The 18,287-nt window shown below is 43.7% G+C and carries 17 protein-coding genes; 5 read left to right on the top strand and 12 right to left on the bottom strand.

Annotation, left to right across the window (positions count from 1 at the left end; all coding sequences use genetic code 11):
* Positions 1-221: 221 nt before the first annotated feature.
* Positions 222-1,922 (top strand): glutamate decarboxylase, encoded by a 1,701-nt coding sequence (locus VPNCDNU1_RS19680; RefSeq protein ID WP_104401912.1) that lies wholly within the window; start codon positions 222-224, stop codon positions 1,920-1,922.
* Between the two features lie 155 nt (positions 1,923-2,077).
* Here VPNCDNU1_RS19680 and VPNCDNU1_RS19675 read toward each other — a convergent pair whose 3' ends face one another.
* From VPNCDNU1_RS19675 to VPNCDNU1_RS19665, 3 genes are read right to left on the bottom strand one after another with little or no spacing between them, the layout of a single operon-like run.
* Complete coding sequence (locus VPNCDNU1_RS19675; protein WP_104401911.1) at positions 2,078-2,401, bottom strand: hypothetical protein; 324 nt, start codon at positions 2,399-2,401, stop codon at positions 2,078-2,080.
* Between the two features lie 42 nt (positions 2,402-2,443).
* Positions 2,444-2,785 carry a hypothetical protein gene (locus VPNCDNU1_RS19670; protein ID WP_104401910.1) on the bottom strand — a complete coding sequence of 114 codons (342 nt, stop codon included), beginning with the start codon at positions 2,783-2,785 and terminating at the stop codon, positions 2,444-2,446.
* 38 nt (positions 2,786-2,823) lie between these two features.
* Positions 2,824-3,144, bottom strand: coding sequence for a hypothetical protein (locus VPNCDNU1_RS19665; RefSeq protein WP_104401909.1), 321 nt, complete (start codon positions 3,142-3,144; stop codon positions 2,824-2,826).
* Between the two features lie 362 nt (positions 3,145-3,506).
* Between VPNCDNU1_RS19665 and VPNCDNU1_RS19660 the strand changes: the two genes are divergently transcribed.
* On the top strand, positions 3,507-4,352 hold the full coding sequence (locus tag VPNCDNU1_RS19660) for a hypothetical protein (RefSeq protein ID WP_104401908.1): 846 nt from the start codon (positions 3,507-3,509) through the stop codon (positions 4,350-4,352).
* A 107-nt stretch (positions 4,353-4,459) separates the two neighbouring features.
* On the opposite strand, the gene VPNCDNU1_RS19655 is transcribed toward VPNCDNU1_RS19660, so the two are convergent.
* The 8 genes from VPNCDNU1_RS19655 to VPNCDNU1_RS19620 all read right to left on the bottom strand — a co-directional run bounded on the left by VPNCDNU1_RS19655 (position 4,460) and on the right by VPNCDNU1_RS19620 (position 11,616).
* Entirely contained in the window at positions 4,460-4,936 is a 477-nt protein-coding gene (locus VPNCDNU1_RS19655; protein WP_104401907.1) for a hypothetical protein, read from the bottom strand.
* An 8-nt stretch (positions 4,937-4,944) separates the two neighbouring features.
* Positions 4,945-5,439, bottom strand: a complete 495-nt coding sequence (locus tag VPNCDNU1_RS19650) for a hypothetical protein (RefSeq protein WP_104401906.1) — start codon at positions 5,437-5,439, stop codon at positions 4,945-4,947.
* A 221-nt stretch (positions 5,440-5,660) separates the two neighbouring features.
* Positions 5,661-7,382, bottom strand: coding sequence for an ABC transporter substrate-binding protein (locus VPNCDNU1_RS19645; RefSeq protein WP_104401905.1), 1,722 nt, complete (start codon positions 7,380-7,382; stop codon positions 5,661-5,663).
* An 80-nt stretch (positions 7,383-7,462) separates the two neighbouring features.
* Positions 7,463-7,735, bottom strand: a complete 273-nt coding sequence (locus tag VPNCDNU1_RS19640) for a DUF2160 domain-containing protein (RefSeq protein WP_101111607.1) — start codon at positions 7,733-7,735, stop codon at positions 7,463-7,465.
* An 11-nt stretch (positions 7,736-7,746) separates the two neighbouring features.
* Complete coding sequence (locus VPNCDNU1_RS19635; RefSeq protein WP_101111606.1) at positions 7,747-8,547, bottom strand: carbohydrate ABC transporter permease; 801 nt, start codon at positions 8,545-8,547, stop codon at positions 7,747-7,749.
* A gap of 11 nt (positions 8,548-8,558) precedes the next feature.
* Complete coding sequence (locus VPNCDNU1_RS19630; RefSeq protein WP_104401904.1) at positions 8,559-9,422, bottom strand: carbohydrate ABC transporter permease; 864 nt, start codon at positions 9,420-9,422, stop codon at positions 8,559-8,561.
* Entirely contained in the window at positions 9,419-10,522 is a 1,104-nt protein-coding gene (locus tag VPNCDNU1_RS19625; protein ID WP_104401903.1) for an ABC transporter ATP-binding protein, read from the bottom strand. Before VPNCDNU1_RS19625 ends, VPNCDNU1_RS19630 begins: the two co-directional genes overlap by 4 nt.
* A 5-nt stretch (positions 10,523-10,527) precedes the next feature.
* Positions 10,528-11,616 carry an ABC transporter ATP-binding protein gene (locus VPNCDNU1_RS19620; RefSeq protein ID WP_101111603.1) on the bottom strand — a complete coding sequence of 363 codons (1,089 nt, stop codon included), beginning with the start codon at positions 11,614-11,616 and terminating at the stop codon, positions 10,528-10,530.
* Between the two features lie 346 nt (positions 11,617-11,962).
* On the opposite strand from VPNCDNU1_RS19620, the gene VPNCDNU1_RS19615 reads away from it, so the two are divergent.
* From VPNCDNU1_RS19615 to VPNCDNU1_RS19605, 3 genes are all read left to right on the top strand, one after another.
* Positions 11,963-13,858, top strand: a complete 1,896-nt coding sequence (locus tag VPNCDNU1_RS19615) for a sigma-54-dependent Fis family transcriptional regulator (protein ID WP_104401902.1) — start codon at positions 11,963-11,965, stop codon at positions 13,856-13,858.
* Positions 13,859-14,213: 355 nt separating this feature from the next.
* Positions 14,214-16,091 (top strand): S8 family serine peptidase, encoded by a 1,878-nt coding sequence (locus tag VPNCDNU1_RS19610; RefSeq protein ID WP_104401901.1) that lies wholly within the window; start codon positions 14,214-14,216, stop codon positions 16,089-16,091.
* 84 nt (positions 16,092-16,175) lie between these two features.
* Positions 16,176-16,523 (top strand): hypothetical protein, encoded by a 348-nt coding sequence (locus VPNCDNU1_RS19605; protein WP_145959474.1) that lies wholly within the window; start codon positions 16,176-16,178, stop codon positions 16,521-16,523.
* A 14-nt stretch (positions 16,524-16,537) separates the two neighbouring features.
* On the opposite strand, the gene glpD is transcribed toward VPNCDNU1_RS19605, so the two are convergent.
* The gene (glpD, locus tag VPNCDNU1_RS19600; RefSeq protein ID WP_104401899.1) at positions 16,538-18,100 is read right to left on the bottom strand and encodes a glycerol-3-phosphate dehydrogenase; all 1,563 of its coding nucleotides are present in this window, start codon (positions 18,098-18,100) and stop codon (positions 16,538-16,540) included.
* Positions 18,101-18,287: the final 187 nt, after the last annotated feature.

Genomic DNA, 18,287 nt, shown 5'->3' with positions numbered 1-18,287 from the left:
TGCCGGTGGATACTTTTTTTCTGATAAATGAAAAGCGATCGCTGCGAATAGGGGGATACAGCGACCTAACCTTCAGTCGGTCTTAATCTAAATCCTATTCTCTGGTTTTGAGATCAATTCTATGACTTAAAGAAATATCCCCATATGAGTTTGAACTCATACATTTCCTTTCCTACGCTAAGTTGAAATCTAATACACACAACGTAATCAGAGAGCTAGTGATGGGAAATCAAAAAGACATAAAATTCCAAACTGCAAATACACCAACATATGGTCGCAGCCTTTTCCGAGAGGAGACACCCAATAATAAAATGCCCGAGATGGAGCATGATCCTCAAGCGGTGTATCGCTTTATCCGAGATGAACTTCAATTGGATGGAAACCCAACATTGAATATGGCTTCTTTCGTGACGACAGTGATGGATGAAGAAGCCAACCAACTTATTAAAGACAACTTGGGTAAGAACTATATTGATGGTGAGGTGTACAACCGAACGTTGGAGATTGAACAGCGTTGTGTACGCATGTTGCTTGATTTGTTTAACGCACCCAACGACATGAAAACAGCGGAAGAGTTGGCACATAACAAAGATATTCCAAGTGGGTGGGGAACGGTGGCAATAGGCTCCTCAGAAGCCCTAATGTTGTGCGCGCTTTCTCATAAAGAACAATGGAAAAAAAACCGAAAAGAGAAAAACCTTTCCTATGATAAACCCAACATTGTCATTGGTTCAGATGTACATATTACGTGGGTAAAATACGCACAATACTTCGATGTGGACATCAAGTGGATTCCGATCACGGAAGAAACCAACTACGTCATTACCGCAGAAGAAGTCAGAAAGGCAGTGGATGAAAACACCACCTGCGTTGTTGCGGTGATGGGGACTTCATACACTGGGCAAAATGATCCAGTTGAAGCCATCAATAACGTGTTGGTCGAGCTTAAAAATGATCCACTTAACCCGTTAGATGTGCCATTGCATGTAGATGGAGCCAGTGGTGGATTTATCGAACCCTTCCGTGATCACAGTGAAACGCCCGAATTAAAATGGGACTTCAAACTAGAGCAGGTAAAAACCATCAATGTTTCCGGTCATAAATTTGGGCTAGTTTACCCAGGTGTAGGTTGGGCGCTTTGGAAAGACTTCCATGAGATCCCAGAAAAACTGTTCGTAACCACTAATGTGCTTGGATTTGATGAATCCACCTACAGCCTGAACTTCTCTCGTGGCAGCTCAATGGTGCTGGCGCAATACTACAACTTTCTTCGTTTAGGTAAGCATGGCTACAGTTCGGTGGTTCAGAACTTAATGTCTCTTGCTCAAGATTTATCGGCTGGGCTTCAATCGTTGCGATTGACGGTCACAGAGCAAGACAAAGAAGCTGGAGACAAGGCACCAGTGACGACAATATTCGAAAACAAGCCGATATTTAAAGTGGTTAATCACGCAGAATATTTCCCAGCATCAGCTGTTAGATTGAATCTAACTTATGATGATCAGCCATTAACAAATGACGATACCAAAAACTATATTTACTCCGTCCATGATGTTTCAGACAAGCTGAAACAGTTTGGGTGGGTGGTACCTGCATTTTCAATGCCTCTTGAAAAGCGCCCACCAACGCAAGAGCAAATAGTCGAAACACCGCAAATTGCTGTTATGCGTATGGTTGTGAAAGAAGGTATTAGCCGCGATATGGTCGGTATCCTAATCCAAAACTATATCGACTCGGTGATTAAGCTTGAAGAGCAAGTCAGATCGATTAAGGATTCGACTAAGACATACAAAGCGACGGTGACATTCGATGCTGACAGTGCTAAATCGTCTAGTGATCTGGTAGAAAAAGCGTGCGTTAAAGTGACTTACTTGCAGTTATCTGAATCCCGCGAACGCAGCGTAATTGCAGGTGCGAAGTAGCTCTAATTTAGAGGAAACGTGGCAATATTAAGACACTTAAGCCCCAAACATGTGTTTGGGGCTTTGTTCATTATTTTGATATTCAATCAGCCATTTCTTCAGCAGTGGTATAGCCCTTTAAACGAGAGCTATGCGCTGATTTTGGAGAGAGCGAATTAGTTTAGATACAGATCCTTTATTTTGAACCAGCCACCCTCACAGCCTTGTATTGTTACGGTCAGTTTATGCCCAGACGCCTTCGCGGTAAGGATCATAGATTTGATGACACCATCAGATGTAGCGACACCTGCCCATCCATTATTTCCAGGGCATTGATTGGAGCGAATTGCGTTGGGAAACCCTCCATTTAGTTGCAGCGCAATAGCACCATTGGGGTTAGCGAAGATCTTTCCCACCGTGTTGGTGTCTTGGGAATAAGGTGTTGCGTTCGCACTTCCAAAAAACAGTATTGTGGAAATACATAAAGCCTTTTTAAACATAGATCCTTCCGTAATTGATTGATTCACGAGTTTTTGAATGGTTTACCGTGAGTAAACGACGCTATACAGCTCGCATACTGAATTGCCAGAGCCCGCCCATTTCTTTTCAGGGTTGGCGTAAAGCGTGACAGGAGTGTTTGCCTGATATGCTGCTAGAAGCATGCTCAATGTTGATTCATATCCCGCGCTCGATTTGTCAATGAAGTAACCGTGCGAGCATGAGGTACTGTTTGCGTTTAGTTGAACGTATACATCCCCATTACCAAATTTGGTATAAGCAATGAGCCTTTTTATAGAACCAGTAGGCGATGCTTCTGGTGTAAATGCGTGAGCGATGTTAATTAAACTCATGGATATAAAGAGCGCAGATAGAATGGTTTTCATAGTAACGACCGTAAGATGGTTTGGTTCGATAAGTTGGTTTATTTCATTTGTACAACTGTGTAGTTAAAAGTCGGGTAGCTGCCATAGCATTGTTCGACTACACTAAACATCACTTTCTTTCCGGCTGCAGATGCCGTCATGAGCAAGCTTAACGTTTCCTTTCCTGAAGCAGCACTATCTTTATTCCAACGAATAGATGTCGAACGACATTTCGATGGACCCACTGCCGTATCCAAGGTTGCATAACAGGTCCCATCGTTAAGGTGGCATCCTAACTGAGTGATCTCGCGCCATCCAGAGTTGGCCGTTGCGAATTGGGATGTCAGAAGAAGCACAGATAGGGTCAAAAGTCGTTTCATAGGGTTACCTTAAAGGTTTAATTGATTGATTTAAATTATTGATAATATTGAAATTATCATAATTGTGATTGCTTTTGAGTATGCCACGGTAGATAGATGCTTTATGGTTATTGTTTAAGAAATTCAGCCTAAATCTCAGTTATTTATGAGAAAAACCAGATTTTTCTAACCGTATGTGTATGACGATCAGTCGATAGGTTTCAATTGACCTTTCTTCCCAATATAACCAGCGCTACCTCATCAGCATAAATTAGCAATGCTCAGTTATACCTACTAGAACTGATAGTTTTAATTATTTATAAAATAAATAGAATAACAACTCTTTAAAATATCAATAAATAGAGTTGTTAGATTATTAAGAAATGAGTATTAAAAGAATAGGGTTAATTATTGGATCCACTATAATAGTTCTACTAGCGATATATAGGGTAATAGATAATGATCGGTCGGGTTTATCACTGATTGATTGCAACCAAGATAAATATGTAGATACATCCATAAACTTTTATGTAGATGCAGATATTCTTAGTAATACGGAAGATACGATTATTAAGAAAAGACTTAGCAAGTTTGTTAAAGAATCAAACGAGATATTACGGAAATCTTGTATTCCGATAAAACGCCATGCTGGAGAAATAACATTCATTGATACCAGTATGGTGAATTTAAACGAAATACGTTTTAGTGATCCGGTAGCTATGGCAAAGAATATACTTGAATCTGCAGGGTACGAAGGCGTTATAGAGCAGCATGATCAACAGCCTGGTGTTTATTTAGCTATTGTTTATGGTAATAGATATAAATCGAGAACAGAAAATTTTGATGGGATGGTTAATTTCAACCTGAGTAAGAGTGCGTTTATACTATCATACAATGCTGCTAGTCATGTATTGGAGCACGAGCTTGGTCATTTAGCAGGAGCGCTGCATCAAAACTCTGATATTGAATATATTAAAAAACATTATATTCATGATGAAAGTTTTATTAAATCGTACACCGGTGGATATCAATGCTCAGGAAAAACGACATTAATTTATGTAGGTGTTGGGGGAAGTGGAACTTTCCTCGATAACCTGAAAGTATATTCAAGCCCTGATATAAAATTTAATGGAAAGCCTTGTGGTGATGAAGCTAATGGGGATAACAGAAGAATAATGATTGAGCATTCGATTGAAATAGATAATGCCAGACAAGCCTTAGGAAATTAGAGAGCCTCCTTTATCTTTTAGGTATTGAGCTTTGAGACGGGTCTGGATTTAGGGGGATACTACATATAAACATCCCCTTATAATGGATTTTAGATGGTTAATAGCGCTTATAAGAACTCAATATTGTTAATCAATCTTATAAACTCCACAAGACTTCTATGTGTGTCTAACGACGAATTGGCTTTTTTGTATATGAAGTGAAATGAAATAGAAGCATCTAAATGAGAAAAAGTTACTTCTGAAGTAAAGGTATTACTGTATGTTGGAGAATGTACCAACCAGCCTACAACATCATTTTTTTCAATTATAACTGAGCCATGGTTTTTCATTCTCTCATGAGTGTTGTACATATCTACGTCATCTTGTGAGACAACCAAACATGCTTTATCACATCGCTGTTCGGAAATGATCAAAGTTCCAAGTTCTGTTACATACGTCCAAGTCTGCTCGCCATTGTTACTTTGATAGGCAGGAATAGCGAAATGAGTGGGGATATCTATCTTGAATCGGTCTGTCCCGATAGCTGATGCAAACGAGGAAAAACTGATTAAATAGCATAAAGTTATAAGTAGTGATTTTGTCATTTCAAGGTCTAATCCGTAACGGTTAAGTATCCATATGTTGTGATGTTATAGACAGTTGTATCTTTTCTATGGGGGATTTCATTGTTTTGATAGCGAATCACTTTTTTTGTGCCTTTGGTTCTGATTAGCATCTGAACGTTATCCCAGAGGTCATACCCTTTCATAGTTGCTGCCGGTACAGACATATTATTTAAGTCGTGTGGAAATGGTCTAGCCATAATACAACCGTGACTTCCTGAGCTACGATGGTAGCCAAATCTAATTCCATCTCGCCATTTTCCGTTATCTTTGAACTGATCATTGACTTGTTTATCGACATAAAAAAGACCAAAATATTCTCTAAATCCACTTGGGTTCTCTGCGATGACCCATTTTCCTTTTGGAAGTGGATCATGCTCATCCCAGCCGCCTGAAGTGGCTGACATTTCTATCCGTTTTTGTGTTGCCGTATCCTTCACCACAACTTTTTTATTCTTAATACTAAACGTTACTTCTATTGGCATAAATTTACTCCTTTCATATAAATGCTATTTGTTTCATATTTATCTTTACAAGACATTTAAATAAAAAAGGTAGAATCAATCGCAATATAGTTATGTTAGCACCCAAAAAAAGCCAGCAATGCCCTACACATTGCTGGCTGGTTTGCTTCTAGATTCCCTGAGCCAGAAGCAAATAAGGTGATCTGAACTTCATATTCAGAAGCGACTTATCTAGCAGCCACTTACTTAGAAGCGATCAGATCTTTGTACGCCATGGTTTTACCCTGTGGTTTCTCGTTGGCCAATTTGGCTTTTGGAGAACCCGGTTGAGCTAACCAGTATTCCGCGCCTTTTTCTGGGTTGAGTTTAGGACCACACTCACCTTGAGCTTTACTACGCTCTAGGCGGCGAAGTACTTTGTCTTGTGCTTTCGCCAAGCCATTCAGTGCTTCTTGTGGTGTTTTCTCGCCGCTTGCTGCTTCCGAAACGTATTGCCACCAAAGCTGCGCCAGTTTTGGATAATCCGGTACATTTGTACCTGTTGGTGTCCATTGCTTACGAGCATCACTGCGGTAGAACTCGACCAAGCCACCCAAGTTAGGTGCTGCATCTGTCATCGCCTGAGAGTTGATGTCCGACTCACGAATTGGCGTTAGGCCAACCAATGTCTTCTTCAAGCTTACAGATTTAGACACAACAAACTGCGCGTACAGCCATGCTGCCTTACGGCGATCAAGTGGTGTACTGTTCAAGAAGGTCCAAGAACCTGCATCTTGGTAACCCAGCTTCATGCCGTCTTCCCAGTATGGACCGCGTGGCGAAGGTGCCATGCGCCATTTTGGTGTGCCGTCTTCGTTTACCACTGGCAAGCCCGGTTTGGTCATATCCGCAGTAAAGGCGGTGTACCAGAAGATTTGCTGCGCGATAGAACCTTGTGCCGGAACTGGGCCCGCTTCACCAAAGGTCATACCTTGAGCTTCTGGTGGCGCGTACTTCTTCAACCAATCCACGTATTTTGTCGTCGCGTAAACGGCTGCAGGACCATTCGTTGCACCACCGCGAGACACATCAGAACCAACAGGCTGACAGCCTTCAATACGAATGCCCCACTCATCGACAGGTAATCCATTTGGAATCCCTTTGTCGCCTGCACCGGCCATGGAGAACCAAGAATCGGTGAAACGCCAACCTAAGGATGGGTCTTTTTTACCGTAATCCATATGGCCGTATACGGGCTCGCCATCGATAGTTTTTACTTTGTCTGTAAAAAACTCAGCAATGTCTTCGTATGCTGACCAGTTAAGCGGTACACCCAACTCATAACCGTAAGCATCTTTAAACTTCGCTTTCAAATCCTCGCGCTCAAACCAGTCGGCACGGAACCAGTAAAGGTTGGCAAACTGCTGGTCTGGAAGTTGGTATATCTTGCCGTCTGGCCCCGTGGTAAAGCTCAGACCGATAAAGTCTTTCAGATCCAGCATTGGGTTAGTCACCACGGCACCTTCACCCGCAATGAAATCACTGATAGGGACCACTTTACCGTAACGGAAGTGTGTACCAATCAAGTCGGAGTCATTGACGTACGCATCGTAAATGTTACGGCCTGTTTGCATTTGGGTTTGCAGCTTTTCTACTACATCACCTTCTTGGATCAAGTCATGGTTAACTTTGATTCCTGTGATCTCGTAGAACGCTTTCGCCAAGACTTTCGCTTCGTACTCGTGAGTGGTAATGGTTTCGGAAGCAACATTGATCTCCATGCCTTTAAAAGGCTGAGCGGCATCAATGAACCATTGCATTTCTTCCTGTTGCTTATCAACAGAAAGGGTCGATGGCGTAAATTCAGACTCCAGCCACTTCTTTGCCGCTGCCATATCGGCAGACGCCATTGGTGATACGGCTGTCATCAGCAGAGCCAGAGACATACAACGTCCTAAGTAGGTTTTCTTCATATCCTTTTGCATTACTAATAACTCCTGTTATTTATATATTTCACGTTATAACGTTATGTTTTTACATACCTTTACGTATGCTTATCGCGTCATCATCCCCATTTCAGTACGGTACATAGCCAAATTACAGAGACAGTAAAAGGCACCCAAATATTGATTTCACTAAGCCCAACGAACCCCAAATGAATGAAAGCTCCGCTCAGTAACCCAATAAAAAGTCTGTCGCCACGTGTGGTCGAAATAGGCAAAAAGCCTTTGCGCTCTACACACGGGTATTTGATTTCCAAAATTGTCATAGTGATAAGGATCAAAGCGATCCCTGTAAAAAACAGTGCTGATGGAGTAGTCCATGCCATCCAATTCATGATGTGTCTCCTTAAACTCGTCCGAGGGCGAAGCCTTTCGCCACGTGGTTACGCACAAACCAAATTACTAAGATGCCCGGCAGAATAGTAAGCACACCCGCGGCAGCTAATACGCCCCAATCAATACCGGAGGCACTGACGGTTCGGGTCATTACGGCAGAAATTGGTTTGGCATCGACCGAGGTGAGCGTTCTTGCTAAGAGCAACTCGACCCAACTGAACATGAAGCAGAAGAAGGCGGAAACCCCAATGCCCGAGCGAATCATAGGTAAGAAAATCTTGACGAAGAATTTCGGGAAGGTGTAACCGTCTATGTAGGCGGTTTCATCAATTTCACGAGGTACGCTCGACATAAACCCTTCAAGGATCCAAACCGCCAAAGGCACGTTAAACAGACAGTGTGCGAGTGCGACGGCAATATGGGTGTCAAACAGCCCAACCGATGAATACAGCTGGAAAAATGGCAACAAGAAAACCGCAGGTGGTGCCATTCTGTTGGTCAGCAACCAGAAAAACAGGTGTTTATCGCCAACAAAGCGATAGCGTGAAAACGCATACGCAGCAGGTAAGGCGACGGCAAGCGTGATACACATATTCATCACCACGTAGATGATGGAGTTGATGTAGCCCATGTACCAGCTTGGGTCTTCAAAGATCACCTGATAATTACGAAACGTCCAAGTTTCAGGGAAAAAGCTCAAACCGCTCAGAATCTCCTGATTCTCTTTGAACGACATATTGAGCAACCAATAAATCGGCAGCAGCAGAAATATTACGTATGCGATGAGGCCGAATAGTTTTGATTTAGTCATGATTCAATCCTCTACTTGTTCTCTGTGTGCGTCATTGCGGTGTAGAACAACCAACTCACCAGCAAGATAATTAGGAAATAGATAATGGAGAACGCCGCAGCTGGACCAATATCGAACTGGCCAATGGCCATTTTAGTGAGTGCTTGGCTAAGAAACGTTGTGGAGTTACCTGGACCACCACCTGTTAGAACAAACGGTTCGGTGTAGATCATGAAGCTGTCCATAAAGCGGATCAGAATACCAATCAGCAGAACGCTTTTGAGCTTCGGAAGCTGAATGAATCGGAAAATAGCCCAATTAGAAGCGCGATCGATACGTGCAGCTTGGTAGTACGCATCTGGAATGGCGCGTAAGCCTGAGTAGCAAAGCAGCGCAATCAGTGATGTCCAATGCCATACATCCATAAGGAGCACGGTGAACCAAGCATCAACTGGATTCCCTGCGTAGTTGTAGTCGACGCCTAGGCTGGTGAGTGCCCACCCAAACAAGCCGATATCGGCACGGCCAAATATCTGCCAAATGGTGCCCACAACATTAAGTGGAATGAGTAGGGGTAGCGCTAGCACGATTAAGCAAAAAACTGAGCCTCTGCCTTTTGCTGGCATCGCTAGCGCCACCATGATTCCAAGCGGTACTTCAATCATTAAAATGGCGAATGAAAATCCAAACTGACGAAACAAAGCCCCTTGAAGACGCTCGTCGTTCAGCATTTCTTTGTACCATTCTGTTCCTACAAAGTAGGCGGTATTGGCATCAAAAATATCCTGCAATGAATAGTTCACGACCGTCATTAAAGGTACGACCGCACTAAAAGCCACCAGAAGGAATACTGGCAACACTAAAAACCAGGCTTTGTTGTTATTCACCTTGTTCATGAGTTTTCCCTCTCGCCAATTAAAAATTCATCCAAATACACCATGGTCCATTGCTCCGGAAAGCTGATATACGCGACATTCACAGGTACAGGCTGGTCTTCTTGTAACCGCGCTTTCACTTCTTGATTACCAACTTTGAGCGTAAGAATCTTGTAAGTTCCAAGGTCTTCCACATGGGAAACCTCGCTTCTAATGGCGGAGCTGTTTTCTTTCTCCCACACATGCACAAATTCAGGGCGAATACCGATCTTGATGTTATGGGTGTTGGCGCTTTGAACCTTTTCTTTGAGGGAAGCAGAAAGCGGGAGGTCAATGTCGTCGAAACGCACACCATGTTTTGTTGGGATCACCTCAATAAGATTCATGCCGGGGCTGCCAATGAAGTAGCCCACAAACGTATGGTTGGGTTTTTCGAACAATTCCCGTGGTGTACCAAATTGCACAATTTGCCCTTCGTACATCACCGCAATTTTGTCGGCAAAGGTTGAGGCTTCGAGCTGATCATGGGTTACGTAAACCATGGTGATGTTGAATTGCTGGTGGATCTGCTTGAGCTTACGGCGAAGTTTCCACTTCAATTGTGGGTCGATAACCGTGAGCGGCTCATCGAACAGAATCGCAGAAACATCATCCCGAACTAGCCCGCGGCCCATGGATACTTTTTGTTTTTCATCGGCTGTAAGGTGTTCAGCACGTTTTTTCAGAACAGGGGTGAGTTCTAGGATCTCGGCTATTTCGGTCACTTTAGAGTGAATTTTGGCGCTGTTCACTTTCATATTACGAAGAGGGAATGCCAAGTTGTCGTACACCGACATGGTGTCGTAAATCACCGGAAACTGGAAAACCTGTGCGATGTTTCTGTCTTGCGGTGGAATGTCGTTCACCTTTACACCATCAAACAGCACTTCGCCGTCGGATGGGCTCATCAAGCCAGAGATAATGTTCAACAACGTAGATTTACCGCAACCCGATGGGCCAAGTAAGGCAAATGCGCCACCTTGGTGCCAAGTGTGCGTCATTTCTTGGATCGCGTAGGTTGAATCCGGTCCTTTCTTTTTGTCGTATGTATGCGCTAACGCATTTAGAGTTATCTGAACCATTTCAATTACCCCAGAAGATGATGACTAGGGGCATGGATCAATTCTTCATCCATGCCGAACACGTAAAACTTATGAATAGGGATGTAAATCTTGATGGATTCATCAACGTCATAACTGTGTACGCCGGGTAAATGCAGCACCATTTCAAAATGGTTATTGCACACGTGAAGGAAGGTTTCCGATCCGCTGATCTCGGCGACTTCTACCTGAACAGACAGCTCGATATCGTCATCGTTTTTAGGCAATAAGCTGAGATGGCTTGGGCGAATACCAAAAATATACTCACCTTGTCCAAGATGCTTTAAAGACTGGTTAAGTGGGAAATGGGCTTTCTCGTCAAAACACACTTCGCTGTCGGTGACTTTGCCAGGCATAAGGTTAATAGGTGGCTCGCTGAACAAGGTTGCGGATTCTACCGAGCTAGGCTTGTGATAAACCTCTGCAGTGTTACCCGATTGCACCACGCTGCCTTCATGCAGAATTGTGGTGGTTCCACCTAGCGCAAGCGCTTCGTTTGGTTCTGTCGTGGCATAAATTGCAATGGTATGGCGAGTTTGGAAAAGTTCCCGCATCTCTTGGCGCAGTTCTTCGCGCAATTTGTAGTCTAGGTTGACTAAGGGTTCATCAAATAAAATGATCTCGGCGTCTTTCACCAAAGCTCTTGCCATAGCGGTACGCTGCTGTTGACCCCCTGAAAGCTCTAACGGCACTCGTTTTAAGAAATCGGTAATGCGCAGCATATCGGCGGTGGCGTGAACACGTTCCTGAATTTCCTTCTCCGCCATGCCAGCCAAACGTAAAGGTGAAGCGATGTTCTCAAATACGGTTAGATTGGGGTAGTTAATGAATTGCTGGTATACCATAGAAATATTGCGCTCACGTACAGGCATGCCTGTTACGTCGACACCATTGACCAGAATTCTTCCGGATGTGGGCTTATCCAACCCAGCGATTAATCGCATCAATGAAGTTTTACCTGCGAGCGTTCTCCCCAACAGGACGTTAAACGACCCCGGTTCAAACGTGAGGCTGGCTTCATTGATGTGGACTTCGTTGTCCACAATTTTGCTTACCTGCTCAAGTGTTAATGACACTAAGTTCTCCTTAACTTCGAAATTATGTCTAATTCTTGGATACAAAAAATTTTCGATAATGTTCGTTATTGCTAGAAATGTGCCAATTTGTTGTTAAACGAAAATATTGACCGTTTTAAACACTTTAACTCTTGAATAAACAATGAATTAATAGAATTATCACTTTAACTTTATGAGATTTAGCGGATTTTAGTGTTAACAGCGCAAGATCACATTTGTTAACGAAATGTGTTCAAAGTGTTCAGTTTGTGCTAATTTGAGTTGAACACTGATTGAACATTACTTTCGTTTTCGAACATTTTTGCTCGCACTTTCGAGCTTTTGCTTAGCTGTATATGTGGATTTCATGGACGAATATAAAAACAATGATCGTTCCCATCAGTCGATCATAGAGAGCTCGTGGCGACGTTGCCGCGATGCTGGGCTGGCGCATACCAGCACCCCACAAATAGAAATGAGCAGCGAATCAGACTTTGGTCTCTCGCTGGATAAACACCATGGGCTGCTGCAAACGACGCAGCAAAAAGTGCTGCCTTTTTATGACAACCTTCTGTCCAACAGTAATTGTCTAGTGATGTTGGCGGACACGACGGGGCAAGTGCTCAGTAGTTGGGGGGAGCAGCGCTTCTTCCAAGAGAACCAGCCTCATGTGTTTGATCATGGTGTTCATTGGCAAGAAGGGCTTATTGGGACGAATGCGATAGGCACGGCACTGGAAACAGGTTCTATTGTTCAAGTCTTTCATGATGAACACTTCCTCGCATCAAATCGTTTTATGACTGGGTCGGCTGCGCCTCTGTTTGATGCTGAAAGACGCATGACTGGAGTGCTGTCGATTTCCAGTGATACCTACATGCCCACAGCCCATACGCTTGGCATGGTAAAACTGATGTCACAAGCTATCGAAAATCAGTTGATCGTGTCGCGCTTTAACTCTGATCATTTTTTGTTTTGGTTCAACACCAGTGAAGAGAACATTGATAGTCAATGGTCTTCACTCTTGGTATTCAATGAGCAAGGGACAATCGTGTCGGCAAACCGACGTGCAGAAGTTGTGCTCGGTTGTGACTTAGCGCTGCAAAATCTCGATCAATTATTCGATGTTCGAATGGATCAATTGCTTGCTCACCCTGCTTATACTCCACTGGTTTTGCGCTCAAAGCACAATTTCAACTTTCATGGCATCGTGATGCCACCCAAGATCCCAAAAGGTCGTTCGTTGGATTTTCGCAACGTACCTAAACCATCCTCCGTTAAAGGCGTCGCGAAAGACGATGTATTGGACTTGGATCGTCTAAACATGGGCGACCCAAGGTTGTCGAAAGCAATCACTCAATCCAGCAAGATCCTGAACACCGACATTCCTATTTTGATTAATGGTGAAACAGGTGTAGGTAAAGAAGTGTTTGTAAACGCGCTTCATCTTTCTAGTGAGCGGGCGAGTGCCCCGTTAATTGCAGTAAACTGCGCGGCGATCCCTTCTGAATTGGTTGAATCCGAATTGTTCGGCTACGAAAAAGGCGCGTTTACGGGGGCGCACACAAAAGGGTATATCGGGCTGATTCGAAAAGCCGATAAAGGCACCCTGTTCTTAGACGAACTCGGAGATATGCCGCTCAATGTGCAAGCTCGCTTGTTACGTGTTCTCCAAGAAAGAAAAGTGACTCCCCTTGGTTCAACCACATCTTATCCCGTCGATTTCAAGCTGGTGTCTGCCACCAACCGACATCTCAAACAAGATGTGGAAGCAGGAAAATTTCGCCAAGACTTATACTATCGAGTTTCGGGGCTAAACATTACTTTGCCACCACTGCGTGAGCGAACAGATAAAGACGCGTTAGTCCAATACCTACTGAGTAAATTCTCTTCCAACGAACAACCTGGGCAGATTTCAATGGAAGTGCTCTCTTTGTTTAAATCTCATCCTTGGCCGGGCAACATTCGGCAAATGGTGAGTGTGATTCAGATCGCCCTTGCTATGGCAGAGCCTGATGCCATACAAATTGATGACCTGCCAGATGACTTCTTGTCTGATGTACATATCAACCCACCTCAAGAGTCGAATATTCGTCCATTTGTTGCACCGCACAATGAGTTAATCGCCGAAAATGAACTCAAAGAAAAAGAAGATTGGTTGGAAGCTTATGAACGGATGAATCGCAATATTTCTAAAACCGCGAAAGAGCTAAATATTAGCCGAAATACGTTATATAAACGCCTAAGGGAAAGTGGCTTAAAATGAGGTGTTGACCATCTTGCGATCAGTTTGTGGTTTGTTTGATTGGTTTGTGGTTTCTATTTGATCGTTTTGATTCTAATTAATCCATCTTAGTTGCATGGTTTTATGTGGTGAAACTGAATGTATAAGCAGAATGTTACTATTAACATATTGAATTATAAGGTATTCTGTTTAATTTTTTGATGTTAACTCAAAATGTTGGAAGTGTGAGTGCAATCCATTGCACTAAATTTAAATTTATAAATTATTTGCTCAAATTGTAAGCGTTGACTTATAGCGGGTCAGCTTTTGGAAAGCATCTTATAGGACGCCTTCAAGAGCGATTTGCATAAATGCTTATTATTAAGGAAATGAGTAAATGATGAAGTTACACAAGAAAAATATTGGGATTTTCAAACCCACAGTGTTGGCTTTGGCGATGTTCACTTCCAGCTATGTTGTAGCCGATGAATTTAGTGGTAATTCAGAGGCAGAGCTGCCAGTAAAATATTTAGTCAAGTTTAAGAATGACCTTTCAAGCACCCCTGAAAAATATGGGCTAAGCCCGTTTTCAGGCGCACGAATGATTCAAGAGTCTGTATTGGATCGTGTTAACGCACAGCAGATCGATAAGATCGGCAACCGTTCAATCTACAGTGTTGAATTAAGCGACACTAGCCTTAAAGCCCTTCAGCAAAATCTAGATGTTGAATATGTAGAAATTGACGAGCCTAGATTCCTGCTCAGTGAAGTCACTCCATGGGGACAAGACTCCGTAGGTGCTACTTTGCTCGCCGATACCAATGCAGGCAATCGTACTGTTTGTATTATCGATTCAGGATACGATGTTGCGCATAACGATTTGGCGACCAACCAAGTAACAGGAACCAATGATACAGGGACTGGTGATTGGAGTATCCCCGGTGCAGGTAACGCGCATGGTACACACGTAGCAGGTACGATAGCAGCCATTGCAAACAATGCAGGTGTTGTGGGTGTAATGCCCAATCAAAATGTGAATTTGCACATTGTTAAAGTCTTTAAAGATGGCAAGTGGGCGTATTCTTCCGATCTTGTAAAAGCCGTTGATACTTGTGCAAGTAACGGGGCAAACGTTGTGAACATGAGCTTGGGGGGTAAGAGCTCAAACGCAACAGAAAAAGCCGCATTTAGTCGTCATCAGAAAAACGGTGTTCTGCTCATTGCTGCGGCAGGTAACGCAGGTAATACTGCTCACAGCTACCCAGCTTCATACGACTCGGTTGTTTCCGTAGCCGCAGTGGATACTGCTCTTGACCATGCCGATTTCTCACAAGCGACAAATCAAGTTGAAGTGTCTGCACCAGGTGTATCTGTGTTGTCTACAGTGACTATGGGCGAAGGGATCTTGGCGGATATCCAGCTAAACGGACAAAGTTTCTATGCTCGCGGTATTGTTCCACACAATCGCTATATCAAAAATGCGCTGTCTAAATTCGTTCCCAGCCCAATCGATGGCTCTCAGACGCTCGCTTTAGCAGCGTGTGATATCAGCACTGGCAAATACGTTTGTGGTGATATGAAAAACAAAGTCTGTTTGGTTGAGCGAATCGAAAACCAAAAAGGCACTTATCGCCCAGAAATCAATGCTGTAAAAGCGTGTAATAGTGCAGGTGCATCGGCTGCAATTGTTTACAGTAATACTGAGCTGACAGGGCTTCAAAACCCATTCTTGGTCGATGAGAAAAACGAAGCACCGATCGTTTCTGTTTCTGTAGACCGTACGCTTGGTCAAGAACTTGCGGGTTCGGTGGGTCAGCCTATTACGGTTAGCGTAACGAAAGGTGAGGACTACCAATACTACAACGGTACATCAATGGCGACGCCACATGTTGCTGGTGTCGCGGCACTTGTTTGGAGCTACCATCCACAATGTACTGCTGCAGATGTACGTAAAGCGCTTGCTAAAACAGCAACAGATATTGATGCCGTTGGTAAAGACAACCGCACTGGTCACGGCTTGGTAAATGCAGTAGCAGCTAAAGAATACTTAGATCTTGGCTGTAATGGTGGTGAGCCAATTCCTGATCCTGCTGTTTGTGACGCTGCGGGTGTGAATGTTTACCCAGATTGGCCACAAGTTGATTGGGCAGGTAACCCAAACCACGCTGGTGCTGGTGACAAACTGGTTCACAATGGTGCGGTTTACCAAGCAATTTGGTGGACACGTTCAGTACCAGGAAGCGACAACAGCTGGTCGCACGTATGTGATTTGTAAGTAGTTTTAGTGCCTCTTCGGAGGCACTCTATTTTTCGTATCCAAAACTTTTAATGCTCGAACCCTAATTAGGTGGAAAACATATTGAGCCAGTATCTTAAGCTAGGAATGGTAACTATTGGGTTGTTGATGAACGTAACCGCGAGCGCACACAACTCGGTAAGTAATGACAAAGAAAATAATGGCAGAGAGGGTATTAAGCTACCAGAAAAATACTATGTGAAGTTCGCAACTAGCTGTAAAGATGATGTTTTTTCAAAACTGCAATCCAAAAACATTGAAGTGATCAGTGAGTTGGTTCATGACAACGTGTTCATTGTTAAGATGAAATCAGATCAAGTAAAAAATGTTGCGAGTGAACCTTGTGTCGATCATATAGAACCCGTACCGAAACGACAAATGCATGAAGATACCGACCCGTTCGCAAACTGATCGGTATCGAATAATTAGCCAGCTCGTTGAATAGGCAATGCCTCTCCATTTTTTGCTAAATATTGAGTCAATTTTTCTACGTCCAGTTCACTAAACTCTATACCAAGCTTTGAACGCCGCCATAAGATATCACCGGCTGTGGTTGCCCATTCGTGTTGCACTAGGTAATCGACTTCGGCTTGATATAAACCATGCCCGAAATCGGTGCCCATCTCTTCTACGCAAGTTCTTTGCCCGATGATACGGTGGCTTAGTGTTCCATAAGCGCGTACCCAGCGACGGATGATGTCTTGGTTGAGCCATGGGTAACTATGCTGGAGTGCAGTTGAAAGCTGCTCGCGATTTGAAAAATCACCACCTGGAAGTATGGCTGACTTTGTCCACTCCTCTTTCATTTTAGGGAAGAATGGTGCGAGCTTGTTCACTGCGGCTTGCCCTAACTTTCGGTAAGTGGTGAGCTTACCGCCGAAGATAGACAACAAGGGGGCATCATCAAACATATCATCCAGCTCGATGGTGTAATCACGCGTTACCGCTTGCGCGTCTGAAGATTCGTCGTCACAAAGTGGGCGCACACCCGACCAAGTATTAATCACATCATCTGGAGAGACTTTTTCCACAAAATGCTGGTTCACAATGTCACACAGATAAGTGACTTCATCTTGGCTGATCTCTACTTTCGAAGGATCGCCTTGATATTCCACATCGGTCGTACCAATGCAGGAGTATTTATCTTGGTATGGGATAACAAACACGATGCGATTGTCTTCATTTTGCAAGATAAAGGCATGGTTTTCAGGGTACAAACGAGGAACAACAATGTGGCTGCCTTTCACCAAACGAATACCACGAGGAGAACGCATCTTAAGTTGGCTATCAAAAAAGCGATCAACCCAAGGTCCCGCGGCGTTAACAAGTGCTTTTGCGGTCACGGTTTTCACCGAGTGATCTTGTGTGTTTTCGATTTCGATTTCCCAACCGTCAGCGCTGCGAGTAGCGTCGATGCATCGAGAACGGGTTTCCACGGTTGCACCAAACTGCTTCGCCATTTGAGCGTTTGCAACCACTAAACGAGCATCGTCGACCGCGCAATCTGAATATTCAAATCCAACCTTCATCTCTGGCAGTAAAGGGCTGGATTGAGCAAAGTTAACACCGTGGCTTGCGGGTAGAGAGACACGTTTGCCAATGTGATCGTAAAGAAACAAACCAGCTCGGATCATCCATGCAGGGCGAAGGTGAGGGCGGTGAGGCAACTGGAAACGCATAGGGGCAACAAGATGCGGCGCATTTTTTAATAACACTTCACGTTCTGCTAGTGCTTCACTCACCAAGCGGAATTCGTAATGCTCAAGGTAGCGTAAACCACCATGAATGAGTTTACTGCTTGCAGACGATGTCGCTGAAGCGAGATCCGACATTTCGTAAAGTCCAACTTTTAACCCACGACCTGCCGCATCCGCAGCGATTGCTACACCATTGATCCCGCCACCAATGACCACGACGTCATATTCTTCACTCTTGCTTGAGTGATGTTTAGCAGAAGTCGTTTTATCGAATTCAGCTTGCGTTGACATAGTTCTCTACCTTCGTAAATGTTCGTTTGTTTTCGTTATTGCGCAGTATATACACAAACTTATTAGTAGGTCGAGTAAAAAACCAACAAAATAATTCAACGAAGCTCTTGTAACCTATCGAATACTGACCTTGAATTGTAATGTTACGGCAATACAAACGTTATGATGTTTAGGTTTAACCAAGCTC

It is taken from the genome of Vibrio penaeicida, assembly GCF_002933855.1.
Taxonomy (GTDB): domain Bacteria; phylum Pseudomonadota; class Gammaproteobacteria; order Enterobacterales; family Vibrionaceae; genus Vibrio; species Vibrio penaeicida_A.
This window is presented reverse-complemented; position numbering and strand designations above follow the sequence as displayed.

What these genes read in the sequence shown, in the direction of transcription:
- VPNCDNU1_RS19675 (WP_104401911.1), bottom strand. Translation starts at nt 2,401, where the DNA reads ATGTTTAAAAAGGCTTTATGTATTTCCACAATACTGTTTTTTGGAAGT.
- VPNCDNU1_RS19610 (WP_104401901.1), top strand. Translation starts at nt 14,214, where the DNA reads ATGATGAAGTTACACAAGAAAAATATTGGGATTTTCAAACCCACAGTG.
- VPNCDNU1_RS19625 (WP_104401903.1), bottom strand. Translation starts at nt 10,522, where the DNA reads ATGGTTCAGATAACTCTAAATGCGTTAGCGCATACATACGACAAAAAG.
- VPNCDNU1_RS19670 (WP_104401910.1), bottom strand. Translation starts at nt 2,785, where the DNA reads ATGAAAACCATTCTATCTGCGCTCTTTATATCCATGAGTTTAATTAAC.
- VPNCDNU1_RS19655 (WP_104401907.1), bottom strand. Translation starts at nt 4,936, where the DNA reads ATGACAAAATCACTACTTATAACTTTATGCTATTTAATCAGTTTTTCC.
- VPNCDNU1_RS19665 (WP_104401909.1), bottom strand. Translation starts at nt 3,144, where the DNA reads ATGAAACGACTTTTGACCCTATCTGTGCTTCTTCTGACATCCCAATTC.
- VPNCDNU1_RS19680 (WP_104401912.1), top strand. Translation starts at nt 222, where the DNA reads ATGGGAAATCAAAAAGACATAAAATTCCAAACTGCAAATACACCAACA.
- glpD (WP_104401899.1), bottom strand. Translation starts at nt 18,100, where the DNA reads ATGTCAACGCAAGCTGAATTCGATAAAACGACTTCTGCTAAACATCAC.
- VPNCDNU1_RS19630 (WP_104401904.1), bottom strand. Translation starts at nt 9,422, where the DNA reads ATGAACAAGGTGAATAACAACAAAGCCTGGTTTTTAGTGTTGCCAGTA.
- VPNCDNU1_RS19615 (WP_104401902.1), top strand. Translation starts at nt 11,963, where the DNA reads ATGGACGAATATAAAAACAATGATCGTTCCCATCAGTCGATCATAGAG.
- VPNCDNU1_RS19640 (WP_101111607.1), bottom strand. Translation starts at nt 7,735, where the DNA reads ATGAATTGGATGGCATGGACTACTCCATCAGCACTGTTTTTTACAGGG.
- VPNCDNU1_RS19645 (WP_104401905.1), bottom strand. Translation starts at nt 7,382, where the DNA reads ATGCAAAAGGATATGAAGAAAACCTACTTAGGACGTTGTATGTCTCTG.
- VPNCDNU1_RS19635 (WP_101111606.1), bottom strand. Translation starts at nt 8,547, where the DNA reads ATGACTAAATCAAAACTATTCGGCCTCATCGCATACGTAATATTTCTG.
- VPNCDNU1_RS19660 (WP_104401908.1), top strand. Translation starts at nt 3,507, where the DNA reads ATGAGTATTAAAAGAATAGGGTTAATTATTGGATCCACTATAATAGTT.
- VPNCDNU1_RS19650 (WP_104401906.1), bottom strand. Translation starts at nt 5,439, where the DNA reads ATGCCAATAGAAGTAACGTTTAGTATTAAGAATAAAAAAGTTGTGGTG.